The sequence below is a fragment of the Paenibacillus sp. FW101-FHT12H11 genome (assembly GCF_058790355.1).
In genome coordinates, this window is the sequence record NZ_JBYTCO010000007.1 from 312,052 (window position 1) to 329,430 (window position 17,379).

Consider the following 17,379-nt stretch of genomic DNA (forward strand, 5'->3'; position numbering starts at 1 on the left):
GTTCCTCTCGTAAGGAAGATAATTGCCTCCGTAGATTCAGTAAGTTAATTGTATGCCCAAAGCTGGGAGACGGTCAATGGAGAGGTCTGGGCTGTTCCAAAGGTTGCGATAACCTGGGGGCAGCTTTTTTGCCTTTACAATTACTTATCTTGCTGCTAACACAGCAATAATATTTCTAAGTTAAATTAAGTGTGTGGGAACGGTCTCACATACAGAAATGAGGTCGCATCATGGAGCATACGATTAAGGAAATTGCCCTGCGCGCCGGTGTATCCAAATCCACGGTGTCTCGCGTGATATCTGGCAAGGGCTATACCAGCTTGGAAGTACGCAATAAAGTGCTGCAGCTGATTGAAGAACTGCAATATAAGCCCAACGCCGTAGCAAGGGCAATGGTTTCACAAAGAACACATAACATTGGCGTTCTGATTTATCGCCGGCATCATCCGATTGCTTCCCATCCGTTTTATGGGAAAATTCTAGATGCAATTTTAATGACAGCGGCAAGCATGAATTATTCCGTTTTCGTAACGACGGATCATGAAATGTCGCTGCGTTCGGCTGATTTTATGATGGAAAAAAGGGTGGACGGGCTAATCCTGATTAGCCGTTTACAGCAGAATGTGATTGATTACATCGCAAACTTCGGAGTTCCCTATGTCATGGTCAATGGCTCTACGGATGTTGATGGTGTCATGCACATTGTGAATCAAGACGAGGAAGGCGGCCGAATGGTTGCTGAACATCTCGCAGATCAGGGTCATCGTCGCATCTTCGTAATTGCTGGACCACAAACGCATCGTAGTCACAATTTGAGACTGAAGGGCTTCAAAAATCATTTGAAAGAATTGGGGATTCCGTTCCCGTCAAGTTCGATCTTACAGGCATCAACGTCCACGTTTGGCGAAGGGTATGAGCTCATGCGTGCCCATTGGGAGCAGTTTCGCGCAGGCGGATATACATCGTTATTTGCTACCAACGATATGATCGCGCTCGGCGCTATGAAGTTTATGCTGGAACAGTCGGTACGCATTCCCGAACAAGTAGCGGTAGTCGGCTTCGATGATATTGATTTTGCCGCTATGTTTTCACCCTCTTTGACAACGATCAGGGTCAATACGGAAGAGATGGGGATTCAGGCTTTCAGTTTGCTCGACAAGTTAATCCGTCAGGAAGCCTACATTGAGCATCCCAAGCAATTAGTACCCAAACTTATTGTCCGTCAGTCGACTCAAACATTTTCTATTGAAAGGAGTGGTTAGTCCGCATGCGTTGGTATTTAAAAGCAATTGGCCCGCGTAAAATCGTAGAATTTCTCATCCTTGTTGTGTTCGTCATCTTTTTCTTGGGCCCGCTGCTCAATCTTGCTATTCTGGCTTTTACCGGCAAATGGACTTACCCCGATATCTTGCCGCATGAGTGGTCACTGAAATGGTGGACGTTTGTGTTCCAGCAAGAAGATATTGCAAAATCAATCGGCTTGTCTTTTGTCATCGCAACGATCGTAACGGCACTTTCTATTGTGCTTTGCATTCCGGCAGCCTATGCGTTTGCGCGTATACGATTTCCACTTAGCAAGTTTTTCTTGTTCTCGTTTCTTCTGACACATGCTTTTCCGAAAATGGGACTTTATGTTTCGATTGCTGTGCTTTTCTTCAAACTCGGACTGATGAACACATTAATAGGCGTTGTTTTAATCCATATGATTAACGTACTCATGTTCATGACGTGGATTCCAACAGCTGCTTTCCGCAATGTGCATATGGCGCAAGAGGAATCGGCAAGGGATGTAGGGGCGAGCCCGTTTCGCGTGTTTTGCAGTATTACGCTCCCTATGGCTATGCCGGGAATTATCGTAGCTTCTATCTTTACGTTCTTGAATTCGCTGGATGAAGCTCAGGGCACATTCCTTGTGGGTATCCCAAACTATAAAACGATGCCGATTGTCATGTACTCGATTATCAGTGATTATCCGGCCTATGCGGGAGCTGTATTTTCCATTATTTTGACAGCGCCGACGATTATTCTTTTGCTTGCTGCACAGCGCTTTGTGAGCGCAGATATTATGTCCAGCGGCTTCCAACTCAAATGACGACAGATCCATTCCTAAAATAGAAGGGGGCACACATGGACATTCAGCTTTCAGTTCAACAATTAACGAAACGCTATAAAACCGGAGAAGGCGTAACCGGAATTTCTCTAGATGTCCGTAAAGGGGAGTTAATTACATTGCTTGGCCCTTCAGGCTGCGGTAAAACAACCGTTCTTCGCAGCATCGGAGGTTTTCTCGATCCCGATTCCGGCGACATTCTCATTGAGGGTAAAAGTGTGCTTCAAGCGCCTCCTGAGAAACGTCCGACATCCATGGTTTTTCAAGGTTACAATCTATGGCCGCATATGACGGTGTATGACAACCTCGCATTCGGTCTTAAAATACGCAAGATCAAAAAGGCGGAAATCGATAAAGCCGTAAATGAAGTGCTGCAGTTGGTTCGCTTGCCTGGAGCCGAGAAGAAATATCCGGGCGAACTTTCCGGTGGTCAACAGCAGCGTATCGCGGTTGCAAGATCACTGCTTCTGAAGCCGGCTGTTCTTTTGCTCGATGAGCCCTTCTCCGCGCTGGACGCTAAGCTTCGCCACGAGATGAGGGAAGAGCTAAGAGAAATTCAGTCCAAAACAGGCCTTACGATGGTATTCGTCACTCATGATCAGGAAGAAGCCTTATCGATTTCGGATCGTATTGTCGTTATGAATCAAGGAAACATCGAGCAAATCGCTTCGCCACAAGAAATTTACGATGAACCAAGTACGTTGTTCGTTTCTCAATTTATCGGCAAAATGAACTTTTTGAAAGGGGTGATCGCTGCCGAACGCGTTACCGTCGGGCATCTAAGTTTTCCAAATACAAAAAATCTGTCCGGGCATGTACACCTTGCCGTTCGACCTGAAGATGTGATCATAGAAAGTGAAGAAGGACAAGGCCTTTCGGGTGTAATTAAACAAGTGATGGTGCTTGGTCATTATGCGGAAGTATCTATTGATTTACCTCAGTACGGAACAATCCGGGCGTTTCAACCAAGGGATTCTGTCAAGGATCTCCATACAGGACAACATGTAAAAGCAAACTTTGCCAAAATCATTGCATTTTCCGAAAATTAAACCCAAATCCAAGGAGGCAATATCATGTTACGCAAGAAATCCGCAATTACGTTAGTCACTTTAATGACCGCTACGGCCGCTTTCATCACCGGTTGTGGTAATTCTGCGACAAATGCAGGTTCATCTGCTGCTCCAAGCAACGCTCCGGTTAAAGCAACGGCAGATACCAAAAAACCTGTTGAGTTTACCTTCTATTTTACGGGATCGCAAAATGTTAAAGATCTGTGGGACACGATAATTCCTATGTTTGAGAAACAAAATGCAGATGTGAAGGTAAAACCGGTTTACATTCCTTCAGGTACGGGCGCACAACCAACATATGACCGTATACTTGCTGCCAAACAAGCGAATAAAGGATCCGGCGATATCGATTTGTATGAAGATGGCTTGTCTAATGTCACACGGGGACAAAAAGATGATCTGTGGGATACCTTGGCAACTGACAAAATTAAAAATCTAGCTGCTGTCGATGAAAAAACGATAAAAGATATCTCCAATCTCGCTATTCCTTACCGCTCATCTGCCGTTGTATTGGCTTATAACAGCGATAAAGTAGCAACACCTCCAAAAACATTGGATGAACTGTACGATTGGATCAAGAAAAACCCGTCCAAATTCGCTTATAACGATCCATCCACAGGTGGGGCTGGTAACTCCTTTGTAGCAACTGCCCTGTATAAGTTCTTGCCGGAAGAAGCGATTCATAATTCCGATCCAAGCGTTGAAAAAGGTTGGGATCAAGGCTTTACATTGCTCAAAGAACTTGGGAAATCTGTGTATGGTAAAGGTATTTATCCGAAGAAAAACCAAGGGACGCTAGATTTGTTGACAAGCGGTGAAGTCGATATGATTCCGGCTTGGTCCGACATGGTGCTTGAGCAAGTCGCAAAAGGCCAGCTTCCGAAATCAACCAAAATGACGCAATTGACGCCTGGTTTTAACGGCGGACCAACATACTTAATGGTGCCTAAGTTGTCCGAGAAGAAAGATGCTGTCTACAAGTTCCTGGATTTCGTTCTTTCACCTGAGGCACAAGGCGTAGTTGTCGATAAAATGCATGGCTTCCCAGGCATTAAGCTTTCTAACATGTCCAAAGAAATTCAAGATTCATTCAAAGGTTCGTCCGAAGGATTCCGCTCGTTCAATATTGGTGAACTGGATAAAGATATGACGAAGCGTTGGCAAAGTGAAGTTGCTGCGCAATGAGTAAACAAATGAAAATGGGGATATTCGGATTACTTCTGGTTATCCCCTCTTTTTTATTACTTTTTGTCACTGTCGTCATTCCTATTATCATTTCCTTTAAGGAAAGCTTGACGAATAAATCGGGCGGCTATGATCTATCCAATTACACGTATTTATTCACGGATAAGCTAATGCGCTCCAACATTATTTTCACCTTGGAAGTGACGGTTGTTTCCGTAATTCTCGTGCTGATTATCAGCTATGCTTTAGCTGCTTATATGAGATTTAATACAGGTACGATGGTAAAATGGATACGTAAATTGTATATGATTCCAATCTTTATCCCATCTGTGATCGCGACCTATGGCTTGATCCAATTGCTTGGCAACCATGGGTGGGTTTCACGCCTGCTGCTGCTGGTGAACGGTGGAGAAATGCCGCGTATTATTTTCGACATGAAAGGGATTATTATTGCGAATTTGTGGTTTAACATTCCTTTTACGACGATGTTGCTTGGTTCAGCCTTATCTGCAGTTCCTAATTCCATTATTGAAAGCGCAAAGGACGTAGGAGCACGTAAATTACAAATCTTTGTCCGTTTTATTTTGCCGCTGACGTATAAAACATTGCTAGTGGCCGTTACTTTTGTGTTTATGGGTGTGATCGGTTCATTTACGGCTCCATTTCTCATTGGGCCCAATGCTCCGCAAATGTTAGGGGTATCGATGGAACAGGTTTTCGGTGTGTTCCAAGAGAAACAATTAGCTGCGGCGATCGCTTTCTTTACGTTCCTGCTTTGTTCGGTTATGGGGTACTTTTATATTCGTAGTATGATTACAGAAGAGAGTGCTAGGGCTAGATGATTTGATGCAAATGAAGATTAACTGGAGACAATAGCACATGGATGATCAGAATCTCATCGCTCGGTTCAGAAATCTAACACGTAGCACGAAATGGGTGCTGAAAAACCAAGTAGAACTTCAATTCAACAATTACCACTCCCAAGGAATGGTTCGAATCGGCGACTTCTTTTATATGTCATCGGTTGAACTTATCGAATGGCCAATGAGGTATGACCAACCTAAACAAGGTTATGATCGTACACCAGGCAAGGGAGTTAGCCATTTATTTGTCTTCAATCGTCAAGGACAGCTTGTGAAGGAGACATCATTGGGTGAGGCTGATATGTATCATCCGGGTGGTATTGATTTTGATGGTACGCATATTTGGGTGCCAGTCGCAGAATATCGGCCTCACAGTCAGTCTATTGTTTACACAGTAGATCCTCTCACATTAAAAGCTGAAGAAGCGTTCCGAGTTCAAGATCATATCGGTGGCTTAGTCCATGAGGCACAGAATGGTAAGTTAATCGGCAACAGCTGGGGCTCACGCAAATTCTATGTATGGGACTCATGTGGGCGACAGCTGATGGATAAAGAAAATACGAATCATTTTATCGACTATCAAGATGGACAATATGTAGGCGATGGAAAAATGATTGTGAGCGGCATCTCTGAGTTAGTCAATCCTGCTAGCAAATCCAAGCCTTACGAGTTGGGTGGATTAGCGCTAATAGATCTGTTTACGTTAGAAACCCTTCACGAAATACCTATTACTGAATTTTCTCCGCAAGGTCATGTGATTACCCGTAATCCAGTGTTCCTAGAGATTGTTGGTGAAACCATCAGGCTATATGCTGTTCCGGACGATAATGACGGATCAATGCTGATTTATGAAGCAGCTATTTAAACGATCAAAATGAAGTAGCACTCACTAGAGTGCTTTTTTCATTTATCAATAGGATTCGCTATGTGGATTGTACTTATTCAATATACGAGCAGGTATCTATAAACGAGATATTCAGTATCACGATTCTATATTATGCATGATGACTTCGTTCATAGTATGATGAGTGGGCGGTTGAATATCCGAGAAAGAGAGGAGTTGAAACTCTATCTACTAAAAGGTAGAACGCGATGAGTAATCATAAAAATACCGCAGAGATTATTTTAGATACAGCACAGAACATTGTGCAAGAAGTTGGATTTAACGGATTCAGCTATGCACATATTGCGGAAAAAGTAGGGATACGCACAGCCAGCATTCATTATCATTTTCCAAACAAAGAGGATTTAGGAGAAGCGCTGATCACACGCTATCACAAACATTCGCTGTCTGCCATTGCGCAAATCGATTTCGAAACACAAAACAACTTAGAGAAATTGCGCAAATTCATCTTGATTTTCGATGGCCCTGTACAGGATTACTGCACGTGCTTAAGTGTCATGCTTTCTACGGAATTGGCTACTTTATCAGCAAAAGTACGAGACAGGCTAGCACAGTTTTTCACCACAAATTTAACATGGTTGGAACGCGTATTGGATCAGGGGCGTCGGGAAGGGCATATTAACTTTGAAGGTGCCGCGGATGTGCAGGCTCATAAATTTTTGGCTTCTCTTCAGGGAGCGCAGTTGCTTGCAAGAAGTTTTCGCGATAGAAGCAGGTTTGAAGTGATCGCAGAAGGCCTAATTGCCGGTTTGACGTAAAGGGATAGGCGATTGATTTTATTCTTGCAAACCTACCTTTTAATAGGTAAATGGAATGAATGAACGAAACTTTCTGCTAGGAGGCGTAAAGGATGATATATGAGCTGCGGATTTATGATGTTAATCCTGGCAAGATGCAGGTTATTTTAGATAGATTCAGGGATCATGTTATTCAATTATTTAATAAACATCAGATGAAAATAACGCTTTTTTGGGAAGATTTCGATGAATCCAGTAACCGGCTCTATTATATTGTTGAACATGCTTCTATGGAGGATCGTAACCTGAACTATGATAAATTCCGCAATGACCCGGAGTGGATTGAAGTAAAACGACTTTCGGAACTTGATGGACCGTTGGTTAAAAAGCAAGAAAGCATTTTTATGAAAGATGTGCCCTTTTTCGAAAACAAATAAAAATCCAACTACTGAATAGGAGCAAATACAATGAAAATTTTAGTTATCGTAACTCACCCGAACATCGAAGCATCCAATTGGAACAAATCATGGGTCAATGAATTGCAAAAACATGACGATATCACGATTCATGAACTGCACAAAGAGTACCCGGACGAAAATATCGATGTCGCTAGAGAGCAGCAACTGGTTGAGGCACACGATCGAGTTATTTTCCAATACCCGCTATTTTGGTACAGCACACCGCCATTACTGAAAAAATGGTTTGATAATGTCCTGCTTTACAACTGGGCTTATGGACCAGAAGCAACTAAAACAGTCGGTAAAGAATTTGGCTTTGCGATTTCCGCGTATGGTACGGAAGAGTCTTATCAAGCAACTGGGTCCAACCGCTTTACAATTGAACAAATTTTGACGCCAATGCAGGCGCTCACTCGCTTTATTAGCGGCACTTATCTGCCTCACTTTGTTCTAAACGACACTTCTGACGTAACAGAGGAAAGATTAGCTCAAAGCAGCAAAGACTTCGTCAACCATATTAAAACGGTAAGACCAGCTGAGGTGTTGACAAAATGAGCGAATTGCTGATTGACGTGTATATGGATACTAGTTGCCCTTGGTGCCGTATGGGAACGACTAGTCTGTTAACCGCTCTAAAGCAATTGCCGGAAGATAAAAAGGCAACTGTCCGTTGGAATGCCTTTCAGATTAACCCAGGTATTCGTCCTGAGGGCGAGGATTATCGTCAAGTGATGATCGGCCGGTTAGGCGGAGCTGCTCAATTCGAAGCAAGGAAGCAGCAATATCACGAAAACGGGAATCGTTTCGGCCTTAAATATAACATGGATATCGTACAATATACGCCTAATACCGTGTTATCTCATCAGCTGATTTCGATGGCTCCTGAGCACTTAAAAGTGGAACTGATTGAGAAAATATATACAGCTTATTTTGAAGAGGGCGTAAATATCGGCGATGCAGATGAACTTGTGAAAATAGGATCTTCCGTCGGCATCGGTGAAGCCGCGGAGCTCAAAGAGCGCCTTCTTCAGGGTGAAGGGCTGGACAAAGTAGAACTAGGACAGCGTACCGCTCAAAAACTCGGTGTCAGAGGCGTACCATTTTTTGTGATTAATGAGGAATTCAGCTTGTCTGGGCTGCAATCGCCGGCAGAGTTTGTAAAATTGTTCGAACAACTGTAAGTCGGTTCAGTCAATCAACATCTAGAACATCATCATAAAGGAGAATAACCAATGACGGTACAAGGCAAAGTAGTAGTGATTACTGGCGGAAGCAGCGGTCTCGGAAGAGCGATGGCGATCGAGATGGTGAATCAGGGAGCGAAAGTCGTGATCAATGGACGACGCGAAGAGGCATTGGCTGAGGTTGCGAAAGAAATAGATCCCACAGGAAAAAGCGTGCGGTTCGTCGCTGGTGATATCGCCGATCCCAAAGTCGCACAGCGCTTAATCGAAGAGGGGTTAACCCACTTCGGACGCATTGATACGCTGGTTAATAACGCTGGGATTTTCATGTCTAAACCATTTACGGAATATACCGAAGAAGATTTTGCAACGTATTTATCCACGAATGTGGTTGGCTTCTTCCACGTTACGCAACGGACAGTGACGGAGATGCTGAAACAAGGCTCAGGACACATCGTGAATATTACGACAAGTCTGGTTGATCAGCCATCGGTAAAAGTGCCATCTGTGCTTGCTTCATTGACGAAAGGCGGTCTGAAGTCAGCTACCAAATCTTTGGCAATTGAGTATGCAGCAAGTGGTATTCGCGTAAATGCCGTTTCGCCGGGTGTCATCAAAACACCAATGCACGCTGTTGAGACACATGATGCTCTTGCCGGTTTACATCCAGTTGGACGCATGGGTGAGTCTAAAGACATCGTAGATGCTGTTTTATACCTGGATTCTGCGAACTTTGTTACTGGTGAAATCCTTTATGTTGATGGTGGGCAAAACGCGGGTACGATGTAAATCTAGCAAATTAGATCCATCTAATTTTATAGAAATGGGGAGAATTTCGATGCCAATCGTAAATATCCAAGTGACCCGTGAGGGCACAACGCCGGATCGTCAGTCCGTTACCGCTGAAGAGAAAGCAGCGATTATTAAAGGGGTTAGTGAAGTTCTGCTCAATGTGTTGAACAAACCATTAGAATCTACTTTTGTGGTTATTGAAGAAGTTGACACCGATAATTGGGGTTGGGGTGGACTGCCTGCCTTGGAATATCGCAAAAAGCTTGCTGAGAAGTTGAAGTAATCGGAGGTCGTATTACAATGTCTGGTCATGCAATAAATACGCAACAAAGCCAAGTCGGTAAAGACTTTTGGTATTTAGGAACTTTGATGACGGTGAAAGCCGACGCGGTTTCTACCAACAATTCGTTTGGAATGGTAGAATGCCTGGTACCGGTAGGCTTTGAGCCTCCTTATCATATTCATCATGAGGAAGACGAATCTTTTTACATCTTAGATGGGGAAGTTGACTTTTTTCTAGATGGACAGAAGATCGAAGCGAAAGCTGGCGCATTTGTGTTCTTGCCGAAAGGTATTGCACACGGTTTGCGGGTCGTTGGCAGCAAGCCTGCGCGCCTTCTGAACTTCTTCAGCCGTGCAGAATTTTTAGGGATGTTCCTGGAAATGGCTGAACCTGCTTTAAGGAAAGAGCTTCCTCCTCCTGCTCCGTTTGATATTCCTAGACTTTTGGAGCTTTCTGAGAAGTATAATGCGGTTACGTTAGGCCCATTAGATCAATTTATTAAATAAAATATCATCTAGAAGGAAGACATCGCCGTTAAATTAGGCGGTGTTTTTTCTATATCGCATCGGCAGGTGTAGCATGTAGAATGACGAATAGATAACCAATATACTAAGTTAGGTGGTGTGAGATCATGAAAGTTCTAGTTACCGGAGCCGCGGGCAATGGCGGTCAAGCCGTATGCAGAGCATTAGTTCATGCTGGTTACACGGTTAGGATGGCAGACATTATGCCTCCAAATACAGACGATTTGAGGGAACTCGAGTTTGTAAGGTGCGACACAAGAAGCCCTGGTGATGTACGACTTGCGGTACAAGGCATGGATGCGGTTGTTCATCTGGCAGCCTGGCATAGCGCACATAACCCGCCTGTAAGTGATGAAACGATTTTTGCTGTGAACGTGGATGGAACCTTTCATGTGATGGAGGCATGCAAGCAAGCTGGAATTCAATCTATCGTCTATGCTTCTTCAATGGCCTATGGCTGGGGATCAGTCTACGGAGTTAGTAAAGTTATTGGTGAAGATTTGAGTAGAACTTATCATGAAATGACAGGTGCCTCGATAGCGATGCTGCGGTACCATGAGTTTATTCCGCGTCCCTATTTAGAGTTCGGTGCTCGTTAGCTTCGTAATGGTGTGGATAGAAGGGATGTAGCTGAAGCTACAGTTGCTTCTGTTAAGGCCGTTTTGGAGAAGAAAGTGGGGCTTTTTCGCACAATTGTACATACAAATCATGGTATGCCCATGGATGTTATTCAAGACTTTAAGAAAAAGGGTCCTGCGTGGTGCGAGTCACAAGTTCCAGGCGCCATTCAATTACTGAACAAGTACGAGATGGAATTGCCGGAGCAAGTGGAACAACATGACCTATCTATGGCTGAAGATATACTGGGTTGGAAACCTAGATATAACTTCCTTGAGTTTCTAAAAGACTTGAAAGCTCGCGATGAGAAGGGCATCGATGTAATTAATCTGCGGGTGCCTTCTGAGATTCCAGCAATGTGATTCCGCCAGAATCCAGAAAAAGACCGGGACCTTATGCAGCAAGAGGTCCCGGTCTTTCATTTAACCGATCACAGCGTCAATAAACTTTTCTAACGAAGCAATATCCGTCAAGTTCTTATTACATTCTTGACCATTCATACATAAATAGTTACCGACCGCTTTATAATAATCAGGCGTAGTATGAGCCGGCCTTTTCTTGGAGATTGCCGTAAATAGAGCAAGTTCTTCATATCTATTACATAAAAAACAAAAGCCTTTCTTGTTAGTCGGAGTATATTTCCCTTCTACCCCAACGAATTGCCCATTCAGTTGATAGACAATGAATAGTTTATTCGTCGCTATATCGACCCAACTAAGATAGGTGACGTATCGGTAGTCGATCGCTGACAAATCAGGCAGTTTAAGCTTTTTGTTCTTGGGGAATAGCTTTTGAATCTGCTTTGCGCTAATTGGCGGAAATTCCATCAAATGAGGCTCTAACGCCTTAAGATGTTTTTGAAAATCTTCCGCTGCTTTCAGCTTGAAAATGGTTTCCAGCATTTGTTTCTGGTTGTCTGTAGCATCTGGGAATAGTTCAGAAATCTTCGATTCTGAGCTATACCGAACGGATTCCAATACTTTCGGATCTGCGTTCGTTTTCAACGCATGCTCCAGAATCCCAACTTGTTTTTTAATAAAATTGAATTGATGGTTTCTAATGAATGGTTCACACATATGGAACAGCCCCTTATTTTAGAATCGTAAAATCAATAAGGTGCAAAGCCACATCGTGGAACCGATCTATGCTGAATTAGGCGATGTTTGTACTGCTCAATTCCCGCCCATGCAAAGTATCGCCTCCAAAACAGGCTTTGCATGAGGCTGTGCCAATCTGGCAATCGGTTATTGCCATCGATACCAACTCCTTATACTTGCGATAACATCTATTATAAAAGACTCACGACGGTATTTCAAAGGAAAGTCTATGTATCATTCATAAATACATGAAACAGGATGAAGGGGCTGCCGGCGTGCAGGTCCTTTTTTTTTGAATATGGAGAAAACCCTTCGATTCTTAGTGAAATCAGGTTGATCCTACAAATTAATGGTTCATTTCCGATATTGATCAGTGGTATTCGAGATTTTGACGATGAGTTTAGGTTTTGATGATTTATTGTTTGTAAGGGTTTACATATGATGTGTGTATTGGCTTTCACGCTAGTCAGCATTCATATTGATGCCTGAGAGTTTCATGATGATGAAGGGGTGATGTATGTTTGAACAAGGTATTCAAAGTTTCTTGGAAACGAAAGATCGGCTTGATGCTCGCAGCAACTTTAATTCTCACAAGTCTGCCCGCAGGTATCTCCAAAGCCGGTGCCACAGGTGAGACGACAGGGACACCTGGTGGTATCGATGCCAACTTGCTGAAATTGTGGCTGAAAGCGGATCCGCCCAGCATGACGCTAAACGGAAATGGTGAAGTGACGAAATGGAAGGATAGCAGTCCGCAAGGGAACGATTTCATCAACGACGGGACCGTCGGGGACAAGAGCCCACGGACGAAACCAAAGTATGTGGCATCCAATCCTTCCTTAAATTTCCAACCGTCGGTCCAATTCATACGTTCAGGCAACGGAAGTCTTCTATTGGATAAAGACGGGCTGTTTGCTCAGAATGAAACCGTTGCAGGAGCAAGTGCTTATTTGGTTACCGGCGGGATCACTTTATCCAATCAGACTTCGCAAATTTTCTATGAAACTTTACAAGGCACAGGAAGGTTCGGAGCTTATATCCCGTTCTTCTCAAGCACCTCACAAATCCTGTGGGATTCGGGTGCAGTCACATCCGGTAATCCACGGCAAACAACGGGTTATTCGCTTCCGCCTCTTTCATACAACAGCTGGGGCTTTCAGTACGAATCGCGTCCATCCGTTTCAAGTAACGTTTATCAAGCCATTACATTAGATGGACAAACAATTGCAACATCATCTCAAGCTCGTCTTGCGATGCTTGGCAACGGAAGTAACCCGATGTCTCTCGGTTCGGCTGTCACGGGGGGGTCTGGCTATGATGGACAAGTTGCTGAAATGATCGTTTTTGGAGATTCGCTGAGCAGTATTCAGCAAAATCAAGTGCAAACGTATATGGCCCTCAAGTTCGGAACCCCGCTAAGAGGGAAGGATTATGTCTCGGCCGGCTTGTCGCCTCAAATTGTATGGCCTGCATCGGCCAATGCGGCATTTGGCCATAACATCGCAGGGATTGTACGAGACCAGCAAGGCGCATTGGCCCAAGAGACAAGCCGGAGCAGTGAAGGACCGGCGGCATCTCAGGTCGTCGTTAATGCGAAAGGAGCTTTAGCGGATAAGCAGTATCTTCTCTGGGGAGATAACGGAAGTACCGCGCCGTCGGTTCCTTACGGTACGGGCTTCAAGCAGTCGGCGCGGACGTGGAAAGTCCAGAATACCGGCAATGTCGGAGCGGTGCAAGTCGCTTTCCCGGAATCCATGCTCCCGTTAGGCGGATTGCTGTTAACGAGTACAAGCGGTGATTTCAACGACGCGGTACCGCATCCTTTGACTCCAGTGGAACTGCATGGAGGTGTCTACTATGCAACAGATGTGGTGCTGACAGACGGATCCTTTTTCACCTTTGCCGAGAAAATGCCGGAAATCCAGCTCTCTAGCTTGGATGTATGGGCAGGCGGCCAAAAGTTAGGGATGAACACACCATTTTCACCTTCGAAGATGAGCGGGTATGAGGTCATTGTTCCACAGGATGCAAGTCCTGTTCGGTTTGAGATGCAAGCTGGCGCAGGTATTTCGACGACGGTGACTTTGACAAATAACGATGGCATGAATCAGCCGGTGAGTGACTTAGCCAATGTGCCGCTGGCACCCGGCGTGAATAAAATCAATATGCGTTTATCAAGTGGAGATGCAACGAATACTTATTCGCTCCAGGCATATAGGCTATCGGCCAAAGGAACGAACGGTCAAATACCGTTGAACGCAAGCACGGTTACCGCCAGTTCCTATCAGCCGAATACAACGAATATTCCCGCGAATGTGGTGGACGGGATATGGGATAATGATGTCCGCTGGTCCGCTTCAGGTCAAGGGGAGTGGCTGCAGTTCGATTTAGGGCAACCCGAAAAGATCACCTATTTGAATATTGCTTTCTTAAATGCGCTCGACCGTCAAACTCATTTCGAGATTATAGGTTCAAATCAAGCGGACTTCACGAATCCGACCGTCTTGCTTCCTAAGCGTACAAGCCGTGTTCTTCAGGTTGGGGATGAGCTTATTCAACCTTATGTGCTAAGTAATCCGGCATCCGTCCGGTATTTGCGGCTGGTCGGATATGGCAATACAGCTTCGGGAAGCTCAGGCAATTGGAACAGCATAACGGAAGTTGAGCTTTACACAGGTACAGCGCCTGATGTAGAAGAGCCTACTGTGCCAAGTGGGCCGCCGCAGGCAGGTGATAAGCCGGTGGAACCGCTGCCTCCTGTTCAAGTGGTGAAAGTCAGCACTTCGGAAGGATTGCAGGCTGCGCTGGATCAGGCTGCGAAAGGCATGACGATTGAATTGCAAAACGGTACTTATCAACAAATGGGTCCGTTCGTAGTGAAGGATAAAAAAGGGACAGCTGCGCTTCCGATCCGAATTGTTGCTGCGGAGAAGGGCAAGGCTGTTATAGCCGGTGACAGCTACATGCATATCGACAACTCCGAATACGTCGAAGTTGAGGGGCTCACCTTTCACTCGGGCGGCGGATCGGAGCATGGGGAGGATACACTGAAGAGCAGAGCAGTACCGGATGAAAGAATCGCCAGTATGAGTGGCGTGCATCCAGGGGTGCAGCTTTTCGATTCCAGCAATATTTCAATATTGCGAAATACATTTGCTTTGGATGAAACAGGTCAGAAATACCGTTTTACGAAGGTTGAGAATAACGTCAGCAAACAAATTTGGTGTGTCATCGGCGTGGAAAATAGCTGCCGTTACGGTGCCAATTATGATCCTAATGGAACCGTGTATACGGGGGAAACATCGCATTCGCCGAATACGGCACTGCTCACAGACAGCGGGACTGACCGGCATTATATTCGGGTTGAGGGGACGAGCAGCCACAACCGTATCGCGTATAATGATATCGGACCGAAGACCGGCTTTGGAGCCGTGATTACGTATGACGGCAAGGACGCGGTTTCGCAATATGATGTGATTGAATACAACCACTTTCATGATATCGGTCCGCGAGTGAGCAATGGTTTGGAAGCGATCCGTCTAGGACTTTCCGGATTATCTTTGGCCCCCGGGCATGTGACGGTTCAATACAATTTGTTTGACGGATTAAACGGGGAAGACGAAATCGTCTCGGTGAAAAGCAGTGATAACACAATCCGTTATAACACCGTCCTCAATTCTTATGGAGGAATGGTTGCCCGTCACGGCCATCGCAACAGCTTTTATGGCAATTTCATCATCGCGGATGGCAAGAAAGCAGGTACTAGCGGGTTTCGCATTTATGGCAATGACCACAAAATTTATAATAATTACATGGAAGGGCTCACGGATGATGCCGTTCAACTGGATGGCGGAACGGAAGATGCAGGCCCGGACGGAGGTACAAATCCGATTATCCGTTGGGGCACGGGTGCGAACGATTTCGCAGAGCTAAGGAGCCTTACGCCGGATAGACAGCAGGAGCTGCTGCGCGGGCATTGGAGACAATACAATGTACAAATTTACAACAATTCCTTCGTAAATTTAAGCAATAAAGCATCGGCGGTAAAAATTGCGCAGCGCACGTTCCAGCCAACGGGAACACAAATTTATAACAATTTGATTTTCAGTAATGCAGGGACTATTTTCAATGAGTCAAAAGATATCACAGATGCAGGCCGGCCAACGTATGTCGGCAATATGGCCGATGGGATTGCTGCTGTGGCAGCGAATGCAACGGTTGTAAGCGCCACTTACAAAGGCGATCTGAAGCTAATTCGTGGCAGCGACGGATTAATCCGTATATCGCCGCAAAGCCCTGCGATTGATGCGGCAAAAGGTCCGTATATCGCGTCAGACGATATGGACGGTCAAAGACGGCTGCATTCCGCTGATGTGGGTAGCGATGAGTACGAACCGGCGAGCGATTTGACACTTCGCCCTCTTACAGCTGCGGATGTTGGGCCATCTGCTGGCCGGAAGCTGCCAGTGGAAGAAGGGACGCCAGACTTGACCAGCTTGCAGTTGAGCTCGAATCTGACCTTTGCGCCTACCTTCCAATCGGATGTCACTTTTTACACGGTCATGCTCCCAACGGGAATTAGCAGCTTGAAAGTGACACCAACATCGGCAAGTCAAGCAGCTGAGATTCAAGTGAGTGTTGACGGCGCTGTGCGGCAAACCGTTCGCAGCGGCAGCGAAAGCGAACCGCTTACCATTGCCGGGGCCGGCAGTGTTATTCTAATCGATGTGTCGTTGCCTACCGGTACTCATAAAACGTATAACATCATGGTGCAGCGACCATCCAGCAGCAGTTCCTCTTCGAGGGACTCTTCATCCGGCAACAGCTCAACACCTGCGCCTACGCCAGCGCCAGTGCCGGTGCCGAATCCAGTGCCTGAACCGGCCAATCCGCTGCCTGTAAATCCTTCGCCTACTACACCGTCGCAGGAATCTTTCGCAGATGTGTCGAAACATTGGGCATCGGATGAAATCTCTCGCGCTGCGGCCAAAGGCATCGTGAACGGTTACGCGGACGGAAGCTTTAAACCTGACGAGCCGATGACAAGATTACAATTCGCTGCTATGCTGGTGCGAGCTTTAGGTTTGAAGTCAGAATCGTCGATACGGACATTCACCGATCAAGCGGATATCCCAGCATGGGCGGAGGGAGAACTAGGTGCAGCGCTGGCAGCAGGAATTTTGCAGGGATATGAAGACCAGTCTTTACGTCCCAATGCATCCATTAATCGGACAGAAATGGTTGTTATGCTTGTAAGAGCCTACTCGCCAAAAGAGGACGGTTCACTTTCAACCAAGTTTAGCGACAGTCCTCTGATTCCAGCTTGGGCCTTGCCGGCGGTTTCGCAAGCGGTATCGCTAGGTCTCATAAACGGTCGGGAGAATCAAACTTTCGAGCCGTTTGTTACCGCTACAAGGGCGGAAGCCGTAACAGTCGTCATGCGTATGTTGGATCGGCCGTAGTTTAGCAGTTTCTGCAATAAACGCCACATGGTATGCAGCAGATTTGGCCTCCCGGAATTCCGGAGCTGATCTGCTGCATTTAGTGCTTTATA

General features: G+C 45.5%; 17 protein-coding genes. 16 read left to right on the forward strand and 1 reads right to left on the reverse strand.

Features of this window, described 5'->3' with window-relative positions; genetic code table 11:
* The first annotated feature begins 230 nt into the window (after positions 1–230).
* From AC3WTJ_RS23920 to AC3WTJ_RS23990, 15 genes are all read left to right on the forward strand, one after another.
* Positions 231–1,262, forward strand: a complete 1,032-nt coding sequence (locus AC3WTJ_RS23920) for a LacI family DNA-binding transcriptional regulator (protein WP_492523939.1) — start codon at positions 231–233, stop codon at positions 1,260–1,262.
* A 5-nt stretch (positions 1,263–1,267) separates the two neighbouring features.
* Positions 1,268–2,092 carry an ABC transporter permease gene (locus AC3WTJ_RS23925; RefSeq protein WP_492523940.1) on the forward strand — a complete coding sequence of 275 codons (825 nt, stop codon included), beginning with the start codon at positions 1,268–1,270 and terminating at the stop codon, positions 2,090–2,092.
* A 35-nt stretch (positions 2,093–2,127) separates the two neighbouring features.
* A complete protein-coding gene (locus AC3WTJ_RS23930) occupies positions 2,128–3,159 on the forward strand; it encodes an ABC transporter ATP-binding protein (protein WP_492523941.1) in 1,032 nt (343 codons plus the stop codon).
* Between the two features lie 24 nt (positions 3,160–3,183).
* A complete protein-coding gene (locus AC3WTJ_RS23935) occupies positions 3,184–4,365 on the forward strand; it encodes an extracellular solute-binding protein (RefSeq protein ID WP_492523942.1) in 1,182 nt (393 codons plus the stop codon).
* Positions 4,362–5,207, forward strand: coding sequence for an ABC transporter permease (locus AC3WTJ_RS23940; protein WP_326060017.1), 846 nt, complete (start codon positions 4,362–4,364; stop codon positions 5,205–5,207). Before AC3WTJ_RS23935 ends, AC3WTJ_RS23940 begins: the two co-directional genes overlap by 4 nt.
* Before the next feature lie 37 nt (positions 5,208–5,244).
* On the forward strand, positions 5,245–6,093 hold the full coding sequence (locus AC3WTJ_RS23945) for a DUF6454 family protein (RefSeq protein ID WP_492523943.1): 849 nt from the start codon (positions 5,245–5,247) through the stop codon (positions 6,091–6,093).
* Positions 6,094–6,320: 227 nt separating this feature from the next.
* The gene (locus AC3WTJ_RS23950; protein WP_492523944.1) at positions 6,321–6,890 is read left to right on the forward strand and encodes a TetR/AcrR family transcriptional regulator; all 570 of its coding nucleotides are present in this window, start codon (positions 6,321–6,323) and stop codon (positions 6,888–6,890) included.
* A 92-nt stretch (positions 6,891–6,982) separates the two neighbouring features.
* Positions 6,983–7,306 carry an NIPSNAP family protein gene (locus AC3WTJ_RS23955; protein WP_492523945.1) on the forward strand — a complete coding sequence of 108 codons (324 nt, stop codon included), beginning with the start codon at positions 6,983–6,985 and terminating at the stop codon, positions 7,304–7,306.
* A 30-nt stretch (positions 7,307–7,336) separates the two neighbouring features.
* Positions 7,337–7,882, forward strand: a complete 546-nt coding sequence (locus tag AC3WTJ_RS23960; protein ID WP_492523946.1) for an NAD(P)H-dependent oxidoreductase — start codon at positions 7,337–7,339, stop codon at positions 7,880–7,882.
* The gene (locus tag AC3WTJ_RS23965; RefSeq protein ID WP_492523947.1) at positions 7,879–8,508 is read left to right on the forward strand and encodes a DsbA family oxidoreductase; all 630 of its coding nucleotides are present in this window, start codon (positions 7,879–7,881) and stop codon (positions 8,506–8,508) included. Before AC3WTJ_RS23960 ends, AC3WTJ_RS23965 begins: the two co-directional genes overlap by 4 nt.
* 51 nt (positions 8,509–8,559) lie before the next feature.
* On the forward strand, positions 8,560–9,300 hold the full coding sequence (locus tag AC3WTJ_RS23970; protein ID WP_492523948.1) for an SDR family NAD(P)-dependent oxidoreductase: 741 nt from the start codon (positions 8,560–8,562) through the stop codon (positions 9,298–9,300).
* Between the two features lie 49 nt (positions 9,301–9,349).
* Positions 9,350–9,586: a tautomerase family protein gene (locus tag AC3WTJ_RS23975; protein WP_127450801.1), complete on the forward strand. Its 237-nt coding sequence runs from the start codon at positions 9,350–9,352 to the stop codon at positions 9,584–9,586.
* A 17-nt stretch (positions 9,587–9,603) separates the two neighbouring features.
* The gene (locus AC3WTJ_RS23980; protein WP_492523949.1) at positions 9,604–10,092 is read left to right on the forward strand and encodes a cupin domain-containing protein; all 489 of its coding nucleotides are present in this window, start codon (positions 9,604–9,606) and stop codon (positions 10,090–10,092) included.
* Positions 10,093–10,217: 125 nt separating this feature from the next.
* Complete coding sequence (locus tag AC3WTJ_RS23985) at positions 10,218–10,709, forward strand: NAD-dependent epimerase/dehydratase family protein (protein WP_492523950.1); 492 nt, start codon at positions 10,218–10,220, stop codon at positions 10,707–10,709.
* A gap of 75 nt (positions 10,710–10,784) precedes the next feature.
* A complete protein-coding gene (locus AC3WTJ_RS23990) occupies positions 10,785–11,090 on the forward strand; it encodes a hypothetical protein (RefSeq protein WP_492523951.1) in 306 nt (101 codons plus the stop codon).
* A gap of 60 nt (positions 11,091–11,150) precedes the next feature.
* Here the strand turns inward: AC3WTJ_RS23990 and AC3WTJ_RS23995 are convergent, their stop codons facing one another.
* Positions 11,151–11,804, reverse strand: coding sequence for a FusB/FusC family EF-G-binding protein (locus AC3WTJ_RS23995; RefSeq protein ID WP_492523952.1), 654 nt, complete (start codon positions 11,802–11,804; stop codon positions 11,151–11,153).
* A gap of 542 nt (positions 11,805–12,346) precedes the next feature.
* On the opposite strand from AC3WTJ_RS23995, the gene AC3WTJ_RS24000 reads away from it, so the two are divergent.
* Positions 12,347–17,287: a chondroitinase-B domain-containing protein gene (locus tag AC3WTJ_RS24000; protein ID WP_492523953.1), complete on the forward strand. Its 4,941-nt coding sequence runs from the start codon at positions 12,347–12,349 to the stop codon at positions 17,285–17,287.
* Positions 17,288–17,379 lie beyond the last annotated feature (92 nt).